The organism is Luteibacter yeojuensis (assembly GCF_011742875.1).
GTDB lineage: Bacteria > Pseudomonadota > Gammaproteobacteria > Xanthomonadales > Rhodanobacteraceae > Luteibacter > Luteibacter yeojuensis.
The window spans coordinates 358,462-376,550 of record NZ_JAAQTL010000002.1 but is presented as its reverse complement, the minus strand read 5'-3'; the positions used below and the strand labels follow the sequence as shown (position 1 = coordinate 376,550).

Here is an 18,089-nt window from a genome sequence, read left to right as displayed (position 1 = left end):
GTATCGGGCACCGTCTCGGTGGAAGGTCCGGGCAGAACCTTTTTTCTACACCTTCACGCGGGCCGGGGAAAGCCCCTCCCGAAAGGTAGGGCTTTCCTTGTAGGAGCCGCTATAGCGGCGAGAAGCCAACGGAGCGACGAAGCGGCAAGGTAAGCCCCCCGCCGCCATGGCGGCTCCTACAGAAAGTCGCACGGAGCCGGATCAGAGCAATTCGGGCAGCGTGGCCACGCCCGCCTCGATCGCGGCCTTGTGCACGTGGATGCGCGGCAGGATGCGGGCGAAGTAGAAACCGGCGGTATCCCGCTTGGCCTGGCGGCGCTCCGTGGAGAGGTGGGAGCCTTCGGCGGCGAGGACGCTCCGGGCCCAGAAATAGGCGAGGGTCACATAGCCGGAAAAGTACAGGTAATCCACGGCGGCGGCGCCCAGTTCCTCCGGGTTGGCCTGCGCGGACTGCGCGACGGCCTGGGTCAGGTCGCCCCAGGTCTTCGCCGCCACGGCCAGGGGGCCGACGAAGGCCTTCACCGCATCGTTGCCCTGGTTGGCCTGGCAGAAGGCCGATATCTCGCCGAGGAAGTGTTTCAACCCGGCGCCTTGCAGCTGCATGATCTTGCGGCCGAGCAGGTCGAGGGCCTGGATCTGCGTGGTGCCCTCGTACAGCGTGATGATGCGGGCGTCGCGCACGAACTGCTCCATGCCGTGCTCGGCGATGTAGCCATGGCCGCCGAAGATCTGCAGGGCTTCCTTCGTGCACTCCTGCGCGGCCTCGGTGAGCAGGCCCTTGGCGATGGGAATGAGGAAGGAGAGCAGCTCGCCGGCCGTCTTGCGTTCCTGCGCGTCGCCGGCGCGGGCCTCGATGTCGGCCTGCAACGCGGCATAGGCCGCGAGCACCCGGCCGCCTTCCACGAAGGCGCGCTGGGTCAGCAGCATGCGGCGCACGTCCGGGTGCGCGGTGAGCGGGTCGGCCGGTTTATCCGGTAGCCTCGGGCCCGACAGCGCGCGCATCTGCAGGCGCTCGCGGGCGTAGTTGAGGCTGTTCTGCAGCGCCCGCTCGGACACGGCGAGGCCCTGGATGCCCACGGCGAGGCGCGCCGCGTTCATCATGGTGAACATCGCCATCAGGCCTTTGTGGGGCGGGCCGATCAACCAGCCTTCCGCCTCGTCGAAATTCATGACGCAGGTGGCCGAGCCCTTGATGCCCATCTTGTGCTCGATGGCACCGGCGGCGACGTGGTTGCGTTCGCCCATGGTGCCGTCCTTGCCCACGCGGAACTTGGGTACCACCAGCATCGAGATGCCGCGGCTGCCGGCGGGCGCGTCGGGAAGGCGCGCGAGCACGAGATGCACGATGTTCTCGGCGAAATCGTGTTCGCCCGCGCTGATGAAGATCTTGGTGCCGGTGACGCGGTAGCTGCCATCGGGATTCGGTTCGGCGCGCGTCTTCAGGAGGCCGAGGTCGGAGCCGGCCTGCGGTTCGGTCAGGCACATCGTGCCGGTCCAGCGTCCTTCCACGAGCGGCCTCAGGAAGACGTCCTTCTGCCAGTCGTCGCCGTGGTGTTCCAACGCGTCGGTGGCGCCATGGGAAAGCAGCGGATAGATGCCCCAGGCGAGGTTGGCCGAGTCGATCATTTCCTTCGTCAGCGCGCCCAGCACCGCGGGAAGGCCCTGGCCGCCGAAGGTCTCGCGCGCCGTGAGCCCGGCCCATCCGCCCTCCGCGTACTGGCGGTACGCTTCCTTGAAGCCGGCGGGCGTGGCGACCGTGGCGGTGGCCTTGTCGTAGTGGCAGCCCTCGGCGTCGCCGGAGGCGTTCAATGGCGCCAGCACCTGTTCGTTGAAGCGGGCGGCTTCGTCCAGCACGGCGTCGAGGAGGTCGCGCGTATGCGCTTCGCCGCCTTGGAGCCGGCCGAGCACGGCTTCGGCGCCGAGGACGTCGTAGAGCGCGAAGCGCATGTCGTCGAGTGGAGCTTTATAGAGCGTCATGGAGAGTCCTGTGGGCTCAGGGCGAGCGGTAGGTATCGGGAATGCCGGGCACGGGCGAGAGCCAGCTCTTGCCGCGCACGGGATACGAGTGGGATTCCTTTTCCTTCTCCGGCGTGGCCGTGATCCGGCCGTCGATGCTGTACGCGAGGGCGCCCGAACTGCCCTTGGCGGCAAGTTCGGCGAGCGCCTTCGACATCTCGGCCGTCGGCAGCAGGTCGATGGAGGCGACGTCGGCGGCGAAGGAGGGGATGTCCTGGTCGACCTTGGCGTCGAGCAGCACGCCACCCAGGTCGCCCACCCGCAGCGTGCCCTGGAATGTCTCGAAGGACATGCCGCCGTAACTGTTGTTACGGATCCGCAGGGTCACGTGCCAGGGGCCGCCGGGTTTCGCCGCCACCTCCTGCAGGGTCACCGTGGGTGGGAAGACGCTTTTCTTCGCGGGGCCGCAGGCGACGAGAAGGGCGAGGCCGGCGAGCAGCACGGCACGGATGAGCGGGTGGCGGACGATCGAAGTCATTTCCATGGCTTCCTGCAAGGGTCGAACAGTCGTTCGATGGTAGCGCCCGCGACGCCCCGTGCGCGAGCCGCCCGTTTCAAACGCGGTTCCCAAGCGACGATCCAGCAGGCATCATCGCGGATTATTCCCCTGCATCAGACTTCCCAATGACCCGACGCATCGCCGCAAGACGTTCGCCCATCCATGGAAATGGCGTTTTCGCCACCGCACCGATCAAGGCCGGCGACGAAGTCGTCGAATACAAGGGCGACCGCATCACCCACAAGCAGGCGGACACGCGATACGGCGACGGCGGCGAGACGGGCCACACGTTCCTCTTCACGCTCAACGATCGCTACATCGTCGACGGCAACAGCCATGGCAATGTCGCCCGCTGGATCAACCACGGCTGCGACCCGAACTGCCAGGCGCTGATCGAGGAAGCGGTGGAAGGCAAGCCGTCGAAGCACGACCGCGTGCTGATCGAGGCGATCCGCGACATCGCCCCGGGCGAGGAGCTCGTCTACGACTACGGCATCACGCTCGACATGCCGCACACGGCCCGCCTGAAGAAGATCTGGGCCTGCCGCTGCGGCTCGCCGAAGTGCATCGGGACGATGCTGAAGCCGAAGCGCAAGTCGGCTGGCTGATCCCTCGTCGGCGTCTTACCTGTAGGAGCCGCTATAGCGGCGAGGGCAATCTTGCGCATACCGCAAGGTTTCCTCGCCGCTATAGCGGCTCCTACAAGGACAGTCAGTCCTCCTCGGCCTTCGGCTTCCACGCTTCGGAAAGCTTCTTCTGCACCCCCGGCGGCACCGTGTCGTAATGGCTGAACGCCATCGCGTACCGTCCCAGCCCGCCGGTCGTCGCCTTGAGTTGCGTGGGATAGTCGATCAGCTCCGCCAGCGGCACGCGCGCCTTGATGAGCGTTTCGCCGCCACGTAGCGAATCGGTGCCCATGATCTGCGCACGCTTCGAGGCGAGGCCGCCGGTAACGTCGCCCACGTAGTGGTTCGGGATCGACACCTCGAGGTCCACCACCGGTTCCAGCACCAGCGGACGCGCGCGCGACACCGCGTCGAGGAAGGCCTTGCGTCCCGCGCTGATGAAGGCGACCTCCTTCGAGTCCACGGCATGGTGCTTGCCGTCGTAGACGACCACGCGCACGTCCTGGATCGGATAGCCGGCGATCGCCCCCGTGTCGAGTGCCTGGCGTACCCCCTTCTCGATGGCGGGCATGAACTGCCCCGGGATCACGCCGCCCTTGGTTTCGTCGTCGAAGACGAAGCCCGCGCCGCGTTCCAGCGGCTCCACGCGCAGGAACACTTCGCCGAACTGGCCCGCACCACCGGTCTGCTTCTTGTGCCGATGGTGTCCTTCGGCGCCGGCGCCGATCGTTTCGCGGTAGGCGATGCGCGGCGGATGCGTGATCACGTCCACGTCGTAGCGCGACTTCATCCGCTCGAGCATGAGTTTCAGGTGCAGGTCGGACAGTCCGCGCACCACCGTCTCGTTGAGTTCCTTGTGGTGCTCCACGCGGAAGCAGGGATCTTCCTCGGCCAGCTTGGACAGCGCCTGCGAGAGCTTCTGCTCCTGGCCCTTGTGCGCGGGTTCCACCGCGAGGCCGTACATCGGGGCCGGAAAGGCCGATGGTTCCAGATGGATGCGGCCCTCGTCAGCGGCATCGTGCAGCACGGCGTCGAAGTGGATGTCGTCGATCTTCGCCACCGCGGCGATGTCGCCCGGCAGCGCCTCGTCCACTTCCACATGCTCGCGCCCTTTCAGGCGGAACAGGTGCGCCACCTTGAACGGCTTGCGCCCGTCGTCGACGAGCAGTTGCGAATCCTTGCGCACGGTGCCCTGCCAGACGCGGAAGATGCCGAGCTTGCCCACGAAGGGATCGTTGACGATCTTGAACACGTCGGCGACCACATGCTTGTCCGCGTCGGCGGCCACGGCGAAAGGCGTGCCGTCGGCATCGCGGAACGGCGGTGGATTGGTCTCGCGCGGGCAGGGCAGGATGCGCTCCACCAGTTCCAGCAGCTCGTTCACGCCGACGCCTTCGCGCGCGCCGGTGAAGACGATCGGCACGAGGTGACCGTCGCGCAGGCAATGCTCCAGCGCGTCGCGGATCTCGGTGGGGGTGAGGGACGATTCGCCCGCTTCGAGGTAGTGCTCCATCACCTCGTCGTCGATCTCGACCACCTGGTCGATGATCCGCTGGTGCGCTTCGCCCGGCGAGGAGAAGTCGGTGTCGCCCGCCGTCTGGAAAAAGGCATCGCGTACCGAATGTCCTTTCGAGGCGGGCAGGTTGAGCGGGAGGCATTCGTTGCCGAATTCCTCGCGCAACTCATCCACGAGTGCGGGCAGGTCCACGCCGTCCGCGTCGATGCGATTGACGATGATGATGCGGGCGAGGCCGCGTTCCTTCGCGTACGCCATCATGCTGCGCGTGCCGTGCTCGATGCCGTTGGCGGCGTTGACCACGATCGCGACCGTGTCGGCGGCGGCAAGGGCGGCGAGCGCGGGGCCGCGGAAGTCGGCATAGCCGGGCGTGTCGAGCAGGTGGATGCGATAGCCGTTGCGCTCGATGGAGGCGATGGAGGCGTCGATCGAATGACCGCGCGCCTTTTCCATGGGATCGGTATCTGAAACGGTACTGCCGCGTTCGACGCTGCCCGTGCTGGTCAGCGCGCCGCCGGCGTGGAGCATGGCTTCGAACAGGGTGGTCTTGCCGGCTCCGGCGTGGCCGGCGAGAGCCAGGCTGCGGATGCGTTCCGTGGATGGCGACACGATGCGACCCTCCTTATGAGGGGGCGGCGTGGAGGAACGCGGCGTCATGATCGGCGTCGCCTTCTCGCACACCTCCCCGGCGTGACGATGGCGGGCCGTCACGGTCGTCCGGATTCCGGACGGTCATGGCGGTGGTTTCGGGCGGGGCCCGGCCCCAAGCCTTCTCCTTCCGGCCGTCAGAATCAAGGGTCTTGGGAATCTTCTGCCGTCGGCACGGTCACAGGCGGGGGCTTACGCTGGGTTTAGCGGATCGCCGCTAAGCTGTCCGACTTTCCCCAAGCGGCCTACAGGATCCTCGCAGCGTGCAATACCCCGGCAAGGCGCCACCGCCGTTCGTCGAGCCCCACCGGCTGGAGCCGGAGGACTCGCCGCGTTCGCGCGGGCTGGCACCCATCGACGCCGCCACGCTGGTCGCGCTGTACGCCATAGGCCGTCGTCCGCCGCCGCGCGAGCGCGTGCTGCGCATCCTCGCGATGGTCGCCGCCATCGTCCTGCACATCCTCCTGGTGCTGTTCGTCCGCTACGAAATGGCGCCGCGGCTGCCGGTCGGCCATGTGCCGCCGGTGGATCGCGAGGACGTGCTCGAGGTACGTTTCATCGAACCGGCGCAGCCCGCCCCGCCGGTCGCCGCGCTGCCCCCGCCCGTGACCGAGCCGCCGCCGAAGGTTCGCTCGCCGGAGGCCACACGGCCTGAGCCGCCACGCCCCAAGGCACCGCCGAAGGAGCCGTCCCAACCTCCCGCCGAGGACGCCGCGCCCGCGCCGGAGGCACCGCCCCAGCGCCCCGCGATCTTCGGTGCCGACGGCAGCATCATCATGCCGACGCAGAAGCGGGACGGCACGACGCAGGCCGATTTCGTCGCGCGCAAGCCTACCGACGACAGCGGAATCATGTCGCACAAGACCACCGTGACTTACACACAGACGCGCTTCGAGGGAGCCTGGGCGCCGCGTGACGAAAATGTCTTGAACAAGGGCCTGCGTCGCGCGATGGAGACCACGACGCTGAAGAAGACCGTCGACCTGGGTCACGGGGTCAGGATCAAGTGCGCCACGGTGTTCTACGTGCTGCCCGTGGGTTGCGGGGGCGAAGACCCGTCGAAGGCCGCGACGAAGGACGGCGACGCGCGCCTCAACATGGCGCCGGCGAACCCGCTCGTCAAAGACCTTCCCGGTCAGCCCGTGCCGCCGACCGAGGCCCAATGCATCGCGGCGTTCCGCGCCGACGACCGGTTGCCGCCGGGTTGCCCGTCGGATATTCCGCTGAAGGCGATGGACCAGGAGAACGCCGAACGTGAAAGGCGTACGCGCAAGTAATTGTGCCGCGCTGCCGCAGCATGGACACTAGCGTCCGATGCCGAAGACGTTCCAACCGGACAGCGATCGCCCGATCGCCGCGAACTCGCTGCCCGTTTCGCCGCGGGAGGCGGCGATGCGCGCGTTGGTCTACCGGCGCCGCCTGCGCGAGAAGCCACGCGATCGCCTGCTGCGCGTCATGGGGTGGGTCGGCACCATCGTGGTCCACCTGGTCTTCCTGTTCGGGATGATCCTCGGGCCAGCGTACGACGTGCTGCCCCCGCCGCCCGAGAAGCCGGACGAGAACGCGCTGCTGGTGCGGCTCATCGACAAGCCTCCGCCGCCCGTGCCGCCGGTGCGCGGCACGCCGTCGAAGGCGCCCGTGGCAAAAACGCGCTGGAATACCGCGCGGTCCAAAGCGAGCCGGGCCGCCAGCGGATCGCGCGCCGCCGCGGTGGCGTCCGCCGCGAAGCCGCTTCCCGCGATCGCGGTGCCCGCCGCGAAGCCGCCCCGGGTGAAGCCCGACGTGAAGCTGAGCGCGCCGCCGCCGAGCATCGTCGCCGTGGCCGAGCGTCCGCTCGCCCAGCCGAAGGCGCCGCCCTCGCAGCCGGAACTGGAGAAGGTGCCGGTGCCGACCCAGGCCCCACCGGATCTCGCCGTCGATACGCCGAAGCCCGAGGTCGTTCCCCCGCGCTTCCAGCCGGAGCCCGTGCGCAGGGCGCAGGTCGAAGGCACCGCGCCGATGCCGCCGCCGGCGTCGTTGGCGCTGCCGGAGACTCCGGCAGCGCAGATGGCCGTTACGCCCACGCCGCCTACGATCACCGCGGAGCGCACCGCGCCCGTGCCGACGACGGCGATCACGCCCGCGCCGGTGCCTCGCCCGGAAGTGGAAGAATCCTCCGCGCCGGCTACCCCGCAGGAGGCGCCCCTGCCCGAGGTGGCGGCGGCGCCGACGGCGCCGACTCCGGACCTCGCCCTCGATACCCGTCCGGTCCCGCCGAAGGTCTCGGTGGAACCCGTACAGGCGCCGGCCGTCGTCGCCACGGCCGAACTCGAGGCGGTGCCGTTGCCCGACGCCACGCCGCGGCCGACCGTGTCCGCGCCTGCCGCCGCGGACGTGCGTCCCACCGTGCAGGCGCCGGCGGTGACGCCGGGCGACATGCAGCGTCCCGTGGCCGGCGTGGATACCGCACCGGCATTGCCGGGGCAGGCGCCAGGCGACATCGCCGCGGGCGAATCGACGGCGCAGAACGCCGCCGAGCAGGGCAAGGCCGACGCCGAGCGCGCCACCGGCGAGACCCAGGGGCCGCCGGCCGAACCCATCGTTCCCGGCCAGACCACGGCGCAGGCCTCGGGTTCGAACACCCCGGAGGCCGCCGCGGAAACCGGCAAGCCGGGAGCGGCCAGGGGCGTCGAGGAAGGCGAGCGCCTCACGGGAGCGAACGGCAGCTCGCAGCGCGCCGACGGCGTGGCGGGCGGGCAGGGCGACAAGACCGGCCAGGTCGGCGGCGCCTACGTGGAGTTGAAGCCGCGCGGCAACCTGGTGTCGCAGTCGGGTTCGCGCGTGCACATCGAATACAAGGCCACGCGTTTCGAAGGTGCGTGGACGCCCAAGGGCGAATCGTCGGTGGACACCGCGATCCGCCACGGCGTCGAGGCGGCCACGGTGCATCCCACGATATCGCTGCCGCGGGGTATCCGGCTCAACTGCACCGCGGGTCCCGGCAACGTCGGCGACAAGGGCGGCGCGATGAAGGCCGTGTCCCTCTTCACCTTCGGCTGCTCTGGCGGCGACCAGTCGCAGCCGGCGAGCCAGGAGGAGCTGGCGAAGGTCCAGACCATGGCGCCGGCGAAGCCGCTCGCGGAGAACCTGCCGCCGGCGAACAGCGCCACGGTGGCCGCCGCCCCGGTGGCGCTGGACAACACGGCGCTCTGCGCCACGGCTCGCGTCACCGGTGGCCCACTGCCGGCGGGTTGCGAGGGCTCGATCAAGATCAACGTGCCGGTCCCGTCCGCTAACGCCGGCTCATGGGTCCCCGCCAGCGACCAGTTCACCCACTGACGCCTGCCGCCGTCCACGTCAGGCCTGGCCTTCCACGCCGCCAGGCCTGGCCTGTAGGAGCCGCTATAGCGGCGAGGGGGCTCGCCTCGCCCCTTCATCGCTTCGTGGACCTCCCGCCGCTATGGCGGCTCGTACCGTTGACTACGAAAGGTTTCGGATCTCGGTGCCGGCCAGCATGTCGTGGACGGCGCGGCGGCGACGGTCGACGAAGGCCGGAAGCAGCAGCGCCGCCCAGCCCGCGATGGGCGCCCACAAGGCGATCTTCAACGACGTCAGGGGATAGAGCGTCACGAGCAGCAGCGGCAGCGCGGTCACGGCCAGGCGCACGAAGCCGCGCCGCCATGTGGCGGGCCTGCCCTGCGTGTCGGTGACGCGGATGCGCCACGGGCGCATGCCGAGGGTTTGTCCCCCGCGCACCCACGAAACCAGGAAGTAGGTCCCGACGACGAGTCCCTGCAACGGCTGGTACCACCACGCCAGGAGATGCCCTTTCGCGTCGAAGAGGGAGCCTCCCGTCGCGAACTGCGCGAGCAGGCCGACGACCATGACGATGGCAACCACGGCCAGCGCGTCGTAGACGATGGCGGCGAAACGGCGCCAGGCGGGCGCAGGCATGGTCGTTGTCATCGGGTTCCCTGATTCCGTCATCCTTCCATTGTGCACAAGCTCGCCGGCAAGCGTGCGACCATGTGACCGTGAACGAAGCCCTCCCCGCCGAACCCTCCACCGACGATTCACGCCTCATCGAGCGCTTCATCGAGCGCGTATGGGCCGAAGACGGTCTGGCCGACCGCACGCTGGAAGCGTATCGCCGCGACTTGCAGCAGCTCGCGCGCTGGCTTGCCACGCGCGGGCGCTCGCTCGGGAGCGCACGGCGCGACGACCTTTCCGCGTACCACGGCAGCCAGCCCGTCTCGGTACGCAGCATGGCGCGGCGCCAGTCGGCGTTCCGGCGCTTCTACGCGCAGCTGGCCCGCGACGAAGGGAAACGCGAGGATCCCACCCTCCTGATGCAGCGGCCGCGGATGCCGCGCAGCCTGCCCAAGGCGTTGGCCGAGCGCGAAGTCGAGGCACTGATCGTCGCCCCCGACACCTCCACGCCCCTGGGCATGCGCGACCGCGCGATGCTCGAATTGATGTACTCGTCCGGCCTGCGCGTTTCGGAACTCGTGGACCTTCCGCTGGCCGGCCTGAACACCCGCCAGGGCGTGCTGCGCATCACGGGCAAGGGCGGCAAGGACCGTCTCGTGCCCGTCGGCGAGGAGGCGCTCGCGCATGTGGAAACCTATCTGCGCGAGGCGCGGCCGCTGCTGGCCGAAGGACACGGGCAGCCGGTGGCGCTGTTCCTGTCGCGCCGGGGCGCCGCGATGACCCGGCAGATGTTCTGGACGCTGGTGAAGCGCTACGCGGTGCAGGTGGGTATTCCCTCGAGCCGCGTGTCGCCCCACGTCTTGAGGCATTCCTTCGCCACCCACCTGCTCAACCACGGGGCCGACCTGCGCGCCCTGCAGATGCTCCTGGGCCACAGCGCCCTCAGCACCACGCAGATCTACACCCTGGTGGCGAAGGAAGGGCTGAAGCGGCTTCACGCCCAGCACCACCCGCGGGGCTGAGGCGTGCCACAATCGAGGGAACCGAAGGCGCGCCCCGTGTTCCAATCGAGGCCCCGCCTTTTCCCCCGGTGACTGATGGAGTGGTACCGATGTTGAAGAAAATCCTGTCCACGGTGGCGCTGTTCGAAGTGGCGCTCCTGGCCGGCGCATTCGCCATGACGGCCCAGGCGGCCGACAACGAGAAAGCGGTGCGCGATGCCGTCGAATCCCTCGGCCCGGGTATCAAGGTCGACAGCGTCGCGCCGGCGCCGATGGCGGGCTTCTACCAGGTGGTGGCCTCCGGCCGCATGGTCTACGTGAGCGCCGACGGCCATTACATGCTCAACGGCAACCTCATCGACCTCCAGGCGAAGACCGACCTCAGCGCGGCCAGTTGGGCGGCCACCCGCAAGGCGGCCCTGGCCAAGGTGCCGGCCTCGCAACGCCTGATCTACGCCCCGGACAAGCCGAAGCACACCGTCACCGTCTTCACCGACGTGGACTGCGGCTTCTGCCGCCAGCTGCACGCCCACATCGACGAGTTCAACAAGAAGGGCATCGCCGTCGAATACGTGTTCTGGCCGCGCGAAGGCATCAAGACCACGGCGGGCAACGACACGCCGTCGTACACCAAGGCCGTGTCGGTCTGGTGCAGCGCCGACCGCAAGAACGCCTTCAACGAGGCGATGAAGGGCGCGACGCCCAAGGCGGCCACCTGCAGCAACCCGGTGAAGGACGATTTCGAGCTGGGCGAGCGCCTGGGCGTGAATGGCACCCCCACCATCGTCACCGAGAACGGCGACGTGGTCGGCGGCTACGTCACCCCGGCCCAGCTGCTCCAGGCCCTGGAGGCCCCGGCAGGCACGGTCGGCCGCGGCGGCTGAAGCGGCTGCCCCCCTCCCCACAGATGTTGCCTCGCAACATCATGTAGAATAGGCGTTTTCCTTCTGCGCCTATTCCCCCGCATGATCGCACTCGACGGGCAGAGCGCCCTCTCGCCTTTTCGCCTCGAACGGCTGAACGCCCACCTGGATGCCCTGCATCACGGGACGCGGGTGCAGGCCGCATGGTTCACCTATTTCGTCGACGCCGACACGGCGCCGGAAGGCGACGCGCGCGCGCGCCTGCTCGCCGTGCTGGAAGCGAAGGGTGGTACTCCCGAGGAAGCCACCTTCTGGATCGTGCCGCGCCTGGGCACCATCTCGCCCTGGTCGAGCAAGGCCACCGACATCCTCCACGGCGCGGGGTTCGACGTGCGCCGCGTGGAGCGCGGCACCGCGTGGCGCGTCACCGGCATGCCGGCGGCGGACCATCCGTCGCATGCCGCCGTGATGGCCGCCTTCTGCGATCCCATGGTGCAGTCGCCGCTGGACGCGCTCGAACAGGCGGGCGAACTGTTCCTCGCCGGCGAACCGGGGCCGCTCGGCCGCATCGAGCTGGGCGACGATCCGCGCGCCGCGCTGTCCGCCGCGAACGTCGAACTCGGCCTCGCGCTGGCCGACGACGAGATCGACTACCTCGCCGCGCGTTACGCCGAGATGGGCCGCGCGCCCACCGATGCCGAACTGATGATGTTCGCGCAGGCGAATTCCGAGCACTGCCGACACAAGGTGTTCAACGCCACCTGGACGCTCGACGGCGCGAGCCAGGACTCGTCGCTGTTCGGCATGATCAAGAACACGCACCAGAAGTCGCCGGCGCACACGCTCTCCGCGTACCACGACAACGCCGCGGTGATCGAGGGTTACGAAGGCAAGCGCCTGTTCGTGAGCCCCGAGGACGCCGTGTTCCGTACCGTGGCGGAAGCGGCGCCGTACGCGATCAAGGTCGAGACGCATAATCACCCCACCGCCATCGCCCCATGGCCGGGTGCGGCCACCGGTGCCGGCGGCGAAATCCGCGACGAGGGTGCGACGGGTCGCGGCGGCAAGCCGAAGGCCGGCCTCACCGGTTTCTCCGTGTCGCACCTGCGCATTCCCGGCCTGCCGCGTCCGTGGGAGAAGGAGCGTCCGCTGCCGCCACGCATGGCCTCGGCCTTCGAGATCATGCGCGACGGGCCGCTCGGTGCCGCCGCCTTCAACAACGAATTCGGCCGCCCGGCCCTCGGTGGCTATTTCCGCACGTTCGAGCAGGAGACCGGCGACAAGGGCATTCGCCGCGGTTACGACAAGCCGATCATGATCGCCGGCGGCCTCGCCGCGATCCGTCCGGGGCACGTGGAGAAGCGCAAGGTCCGCGCCGGCGACAAGGTGATCGTGCTCGGCGGTCCCGCCATGCTCATCGGCCTCGGCGGCGGTGCCGCCTCGTCGGTGGCTTCCGGCACGTCCAGCGCCGAGCTCGACTTCGCCTCCGTGCAGCGCGACAACCCCGAGATGGAGCGCCGCTGCCAGCAGGTCATCGACGCGTGCTGGGCGCGCGGCGACGCCAATCCCATCGTGAGCATCCACGACGTCGGCGCGGGTGGCGTGTCCAACGCCATTCCCGAGATCCTCAACGATGCGGGCGTCGGCGGCGTCATCGATCTTTCCAGGCTGCCTACCGACGACCCGAACCTCTCGCCGATGCAGCTGTGGAGCAACGAATCGCAGGAGCGCTACGTGCTCGCCATCGGCAACGAGGACCTCGCGCTGTTCGAGGCCTTCTGCGCCCGCGAGCGGTGTCCGTTCGCCGTCGTCGGCGAGGCCACCGAGGAGCCGCGCCTGGTCGTGCACGATCCGCGCAGCGACACCACCGTCATCGACCTGCGCATGGACGTGCTGTTCGGCAAGCCGCCGCGCATGCACCGCGACGCGAAGCGCGTGAAGCCGCGCGTCGACCTCGTCGCCGACCTCACCGGCATCGGCATGGACGAGGCGCTGATGCGCGTCCTGCGCCTCCCCGCGGTGGGCAGCAAGAACTTCCTCATCACCATCGGCGACCGCACGGTCGGCGGCCTCAACGCGCGCGATCCCATGGTCGGTCCCTGGCAGGTGCCGGTGGCCGACGTGGCGGTCACGATGACCGACTTCGAGGGTTACACCGGGGAAGCCATGGCGATGGCCGAGCGCGCCCCGGTGGCGCTGCTTTCCAGCGCCGACGCCGCGCGCATGGCGGTGGGCGAGGCGCTCACCAACCTCGCCGCGGCGCCGATGAAGCTCGACGAGGTGCGCTTGTCGGCGAACTGGATGGCCGCCGTGAACCATCCGGGCGAGGACGCCGCGCTGTTCGACGCCGTGAAGGCCGTCGGCATGGAGCTGTGCCCGGCGCTCGACATCTCCATTCCCGTCGGCAAGGACTCGCTGTCCATGCAGACCGTGTGGACCGACGACGACGGCAGGAAGCAGAAGACCATATCGCCGGTCTCGCTCGTCATCACCGGCTTCGCGCGCGTCGACGACGTGCGCCGCACGCTCACGCCGCAGCTGAAACTCGACCGCGGCGACACCGACCTGTGGCTGATCGACCTCGGCGCGGGCCGTGACCGTCTCGGCGGCTCGGCGCTTACCCAGGTGTTCAACCGCGGCGGCGGCGTGCCGCCGGACCTCGACGATCCGAAGCGCCTGCGTGCGATGTTCGAGCTGATCCAGGAGGCGAACCGCGCCGGCCTGCTGCTCGCGTACCACGACCGCTCCGACGGCGGCGTCATCGTCACGCTGCTGGAAATGGCCTTTGCCGGCCGTTGCGGCCTCGAGCTGCGTCTCGACGGCTGGGCCGACGCGACGCTGCGCGCCCTGTTCAACGAGGAGCTCGGCGCCGTCGTGCAGGTGGCCTCCGCCAACCGCGAAGCGTTCGAACAGCTGCTGGTGAAGTACAACCTCGCCGGATTGACGCACAACGTCGGCCGTCCGAAGGAAAAGCTCGGCATCAAGCTCCACCTCGGCGGCGAAACCCCGTTCAAGTGGAACTGGACCGAACTGTTCCGTGCGTGGAACGAGACCAGCCACGCGATGCAGCGCCTGCGCGACAACCCGCAGAGCGCCGACCAGGAAAGCGAGTGGCGACTCGACGATGCCGATCCCGGCATCTCGCCGAAGCTCGTCTTCGATCCGGCCGAGGACATCGCGGCACCGTACATCGGCAAGGGCGCGCGTCCGCGCGTGGCCATCCTGCGCGAGCAGGGCGTCAACGGCCAGGTGGAAATGGCGGCGGCCTTCGGCCGCGCCGGCTTCGATGCCGTCGACGTGCACATGACCGACCTCGCCACGGGCCGCCATCACCTGAAGGACTTCATCGGCCTCGCGGCGTGCGGCGGATTCTCCTACGGCGACGTACTCGGTGCCGGCCGCGGCTGGGCGACCTCGATCCTCTACAACGACGCGTTGCGCGAACAGTTCGCCCGCTTCTTCGAAGACGGCACCCGGTTCGCCCTCGGCGTGTGCAACGGCTGCCAGATGATGTCGGGCCTCAAGGACATCATCCCGGACGCGAAGCACTGGCCGCAGTTCCTGCGCAACCAGTCGGAGCAGTACGAGGCGCGCCTCGCCACGCTGGAGATCCTCGACTCGGGCAGCATCTTCTTCCGCGGCATGGCCGGCTCGCGCATTCCGGTGGCGGTGGCGCACGGCGAAGGCCGCGTGCACTTCCCGATGGTGTGCAGCCCGTCGAAGAGCCATGCGGCGGCGCGCTTCGTGGACAACCGCGGGAAGCCCACCGAAAGCTATCCGCTCAACCCCAACGGTTCCCCAGGCGGCCTGGCGGCCTTCACCGCCGCGGACGGCCGCGTCACGATCATGATGCCGCACCCGGAACGCGTGTTCCGTAGCGCGCAGCTGAGCTGGCATCCGGAACAGTGGGGCGAGGATTCGCCGTGGATGCGCATGTTCCGCAATGCACGCGTGTGGGTAGGCTGAGCACGGTCGTCCCGCGATGGATACCGTCCCCCTCACCAGTATCGTCATCGTCCTCGCGGACAGCGGTCCCTTCACGCGCGAATGCGTGGAGCACGCGCTCGCGAGCGACGTGCCGGTCGAGGTCGTCATCGTCGACAACGGTTCCACCGACGGCGTGCCGGAGGCGCTCGACCGCGCCCATGCGGATGACGATCGCGTGCGCGTCGTCTACAACCGGGCCAACCTGGGGTTCGGTCCCGCCGTGAACCGCGGCGCCGCGCAGGCGCGCGGCGAGCGGCTGCTCGTGCTCAATCCCGACTGCCTCGTCGAAGCGGACACGATTCGGCGCATGGCGGCGCATATCGATGCGCACACGGGCATCGTCGGCGCGGTGGTCTGCGATGCGGGCGGCCGTCCCGACCCGGCATCGCGACGGCGCGACCCGCTGCTGCGCCGCTCCCTCGCCACCAAGCTGGGACGCGGCGGCGACGCCGGCATCGACATCCACGGCCCCTTGCCCGACGGCGCGGAAGAGGTCGAGATCGTTTCCGGTGCCATCGTACTCATGCCGCGCACCGCCTTCGACCGCCTGCACGGTTTCGACGAGACCTTCTTCCTGCACTGCGAAGACATGGACCTGTGCCGCCGCGCGCGCGACGCCGGCTACAAGGTGCTGCTCGCGGGCGACGTGCGCGTCCTGCACGGCAAGGGCGGCTCGAGTCGCCACCGGCCCGTGTTCGTCAGCCGGCACAAGCATCGCAGCATGTACCTGTGGTTCCGCCGGCACGACCCCGCCGCGCGTCATCCGTTGGTTCGTGCCGCGGTGTGGCTCGGCATCTGGGCGCATTTCCTGCTGAAGATCCCCGGCCAGCTCCTGCGGGAGCGCCGGTGAGCCGCGCGACGCGCGGGGGCGGGCTCGCCACGCTCGGCCTGCTCGCGGTCACGGCCATCTGGGGTTCCACCTTCGTGCTCATCAAGGACGTCGTGGGCCGGATGCCGGTCGCGGATTTCCTTGCGGTGCGCTTCGTCATCGCGGCGGCGGCGATGCTCGCCCTGTTCGCCCTCCCGCTCGCGAGGCTGGGACGCACGCAGATGCTGCGCGGCCTCGCCCTCGGCGTGCTTTACGGCGTGGCGCAATGGTTGCAGACCGAGGGCCTGGCGCGTACATCGCCGAGCGTCAGCGGTTTCGTCACCGGCATGTACGTGGTGATCACGCCCATCCTCTCCCTGCTGCTGTTCCGCCAGCGCATGCCCTGGACGACCTGGCTGGCCGTCCTGCTCGCCACGCTGGGCCTGGGGGTGCTGGCGCTCAACGGCTTCGCGGTGGATGCCGGCGTGCTGTTGACGCTCGCTTCGGCGGCGTTGTACGCGCTACACATCGTGGGACTCGGGCACTGGTCGAAGCCTGGCGACGCGTTCGGCATGTCGGCCATCCAGATGCTCGGCATCGCCGCCGTCTGCGTCGCGATCACGTTGCCGCATGGCGGCCCGGTGCTTCCGCCGGACGCGAAAGCATGGATAGCGGTGCTTTACATGGCGCTTCTGGCGGGTGCGCTGGCGATGCTCATACAGACCTGGGCCCAGGCGCACATGCCCGCCACGCGCGCGGCCATTGTCATGACCACCGAACCGGTCTTCGCCGCCGGTTTCGCGGTGCTCCTCGGCGTGGATACGCTCACGGGCCGCATGCTCGGCGGCGGCGCGCTCGTGCTCGCCGCGATGTACATGGTCGAACTCGCGCCACGCTTCCGCCGAAGCAAACCGGCGGAAGCGCTCCACCACGAGGTGTGAGGGCCTGCTGCGGGCCCCCAACCGCTGTCCCCGGCGTGTCCTATCGCGCGACCGAGAACTTGTAGACCATCAGGTTCCGATACGTCTGCCCCGGAGCGAGGCGCGCCGAGCCGAACGACGGCTGGTTGGGCGTGTCCGGAAACAGCTGCGGTTCCAGCGCGAACGCATCGCCCTGGCGATAGATGCCCCCCGACTTGCCCGACGTCGTGCCGTCGAGGAAGTTGCCCGAATAGAACTGCAACCCCGGTTGCGCCGACCACAGCGAGAGCACGCGTCCGCTCTTCGGATCGCTCACCCTGGCCACTTCGCGCGGCTGGGTGGCTTCCTTTCGCGAAATGACCCAGTTGTGATCGTAGCCGCGGCCGAAGACGAGCTGCTGCTCCTTCGCGTCGCGAATGTCGCGGCCGATCGGCTTGGCCTTGCGGAAATCGAAGTCCGTGCCGGCCACGCTGCGGATCTCGCCCGTGGGAATGGCCGTGGCATCGGTGGGCAGGTAGGCATCGCCGGCGATCGTCAGCCGCTGGTCCATGACGCTGCCCGAGCCTTCGCCGGCGAGGTTCCAGTAGGTATGGTTGGTGATGTTGACGATCGTCGGCGCGTCGGTCGTCGCGGTGTACTCGATCGTCAGCTCGTTCTTGTCGTCGAGCGCATAGGTGGCCGTGGCGGTGAGCTTGCCGGGATACCCCTGGTCGCCGTCGGGGCTGACATAGGTGAGGGTGACGCTGGGCCGGGCACCGGACACCACCTTGTCGACCGTCCAGACAACCTTGTCGAAGCCGGTCTTTCCGCCATGGAGCGAATTCGGCCCGTCGTTCACGGGCACCGTATACGCCTTGCCGTCGAGAGTGAACTTACCCTTCGCGATGCGGTTGGCGTAGCGGCCGACGGTGTCGCCGAAATACTGGGGCTTGGCGAAGGTGCCCTTGAGGTCGGGGTAGCCGAGTACGATATCGCCGGGCTTGCCGTTCCGGTCGGGTACGTCCAGGGCATAGAGCGCCGCACCGAGCGAGAGGATCTTCGCGGTCATGCCGTGGCCGTTGGTAAGGGTCACGAGGATGACTTCCTTGCCGTCGGGCGTCTGGCCGAAAGAGGTTTTCGATGCTTCGCCGGCGGTGGCGCCCGCGCTGGCAGCCAGCAGGATCGTGGCCGCCAGGCTCGTGCCGATCTTCATTGCGGTATCTCCGGTCGGATGGATCGGGGGACCACATCACATTTGTTGGACAATTGACAAGCTGCGCCGCGTCAATGTCCGCGGCCGGGCTGCGGCTAGGATGG

The 18,089-nt window shown here is 68.9% G+C and carries 13 protein-coding genes; 8 read left to right on the top strand and 5 right to left on the bottom strand.

The window, feature by feature from the left end:
- Positions 1–201 precede the first annotated feature (201 nt).
- Both HBF32_RS16630 and HBF32_RS16625 read right to left on the bottom strand, forming a co-directional pair.
- Entirely contained in the window at positions 202–1,977 is a 1,776-nt protein-coding gene (locus tag HBF32_RS16630) for an acyl-CoA dehydrogenase C-terminal domain-containing protein (RefSeq protein ID WP_166700901.1), read from the bottom strand.
- 16 nt (positions 1,978–1,993) lie between these two features.
- Positions 1,994–2,494: a hypothetical protein gene (locus HBF32_RS16625; RefSeq protein WP_166700900.1), complete on the bottom strand. Its 501-nt coding sequence runs from the start codon at positions 2,492–2,494 to the stop codon at positions 1,994–1,996.
- Positions 2,495–2,640: 146 nt separating this feature from the next.
- Between HBF32_RS16625 and HBF32_RS16620 the strand changes: the two genes are divergently transcribed.
- Positions 2,641–3,123 (top strand): SET domain-containing protein, encoded by a 483-nt coding sequence (locus HBF32_RS16620; protein WP_166700899.1) that lies wholly within the window; start codon positions 2,641–2,643, stop codon positions 3,121–3,123.
- A 103-nt stretch (positions 3,124–3,226) separates the two neighbouring features.
- On the opposite strand, the gene fusA is transcribed toward HBF32_RS16620, so the two are convergent.
- Positions 3,227–5,266, bottom strand: coding sequence for an elongation factor G (gene fusA / locus HBF32_RS16615; RefSeq protein ID WP_166700898.1), 2,040 nt, complete (start codon positions 5,264–5,266; stop codon positions 3,227–3,229).
- A 302-nt stretch (positions 5,267–5,568) separates the two neighbouring features.
- Here fusA and HBF32_RS16610 point away from each other — a divergent pair, with 302 nt between their 5' ends.
- Both HBF32_RS16610 and HBF32_RS16605 read left to right on the top strand, forming a co-directional pair.
- Positions 5,569–6,582, top strand: coding sequence for a hypothetical protein (locus tag HBF32_RS16610; protein WP_166700897.1), 1,014 nt, complete (start codon positions 5,569–5,571; stop codon positions 6,580–6,582).
- A gap of 37 nt (positions 6,583–6,619) precedes the next feature.
- The gene (locus tag HBF32_RS16605) at positions 6,620–8,623 is read left to right on the top strand and encodes a hypothetical protein (RefSeq protein WP_166700896.1); all 2,004 of its coding nucleotides are present in this window, start codon (positions 6,620–6,622) and stop codon (positions 8,621–8,623) included.
- 141 nt (positions 8,624–8,764) lie between these two features.
- On the opposite strand, the gene HBF32_RS16600 is transcribed toward HBF32_RS16605, so the two are convergent.
- The gene (locus HBF32_RS16600) at positions 8,765–9,250 is read right to left on the bottom strand and encodes an RDD family protein (protein ID WP_240148016.1); all 486 of its coding nucleotides are present in this window, start codon (positions 9,248–9,250) and stop codon (positions 8,765–8,767) included.
- A gap of 68 nt (positions 9,251–9,318) precedes the next feature.
- Between HBF32_RS16600 and xerD the strand changes: the two genes are divergently transcribed.
- The 5 genes from xerD (at position 9,319) to HBF32_RS16575 (ending at position 16,814) form a co-directional block, all read left to right on the top strand.
- Positions 9,319–10,236: a site-specific tyrosine recombinase XerD gene (gene xerD / locus HBF32_RS16595; protein WP_338039820.1), complete on the top strand. Its 918-nt coding sequence runs from the start codon at positions 9,319–9,321 to the stop codon at positions 10,234–10,236.
- 89 nt (positions 10,237–10,325) lie between these two features.
- Positions 10,326–11,099: a DsbC family protein gene (locus HBF32_RS16590; RefSeq protein WP_166700894.1), complete on the top strand. Its 774-nt coding sequence runs from the start codon at positions 10,326–10,328 to the stop codon at positions 11,097–11,099.
- Between the two features lie 81 nt (positions 11,100–11,180).
- On the top strand, positions 11,181–15,044 hold the full coding sequence (purL, locus tag HBF32_RS16585) for a phosphoribosylformylglycinamidine synthase (protein WP_166700893.1): 3,864 nt from the start codon (positions 11,181–11,183) through the stop codon (positions 15,042–15,044).
- A 16-nt stretch (positions 15,045–15,060) separates the two neighbouring features.
- Positions 15,061–15,915: a glycosyltransferase family 2 protein gene (locus HBF32_RS16580; RefSeq protein ID WP_166700892.1), complete on the top strand. Its 855-nt coding sequence runs from the start codon at positions 15,061–15,063 to the stop codon at positions 15,913–15,915.
- Positions 15,912–16,814 (top strand): EamA family transporter, encoded by a 903-nt coding sequence (locus HBF32_RS16575; RefSeq protein ID WP_166700891.1) that lies wholly within the window; start codon positions 15,912–15,914, stop codon positions 16,812–16,814. The genes HBF32_RS16580 and HBF32_RS16575 overlap by 4 nt, the downstream gene beginning before the upstream one ends.
- Before the next feature lie 40 nt (positions 16,815–16,854).
- On the opposite strand, the gene HBF32_RS16570 is transcribed toward HBF32_RS16575, so the two are convergent.
- Entirely contained in the window at positions 16,855–17,985 is a 1,131-nt protein-coding gene (locus tag HBF32_RS16570; protein WP_166700890.1) for an aldose epimerase family protein, read from the bottom strand.
- Positions 17,986–18,089: the final 104 nt, after the last annotated feature.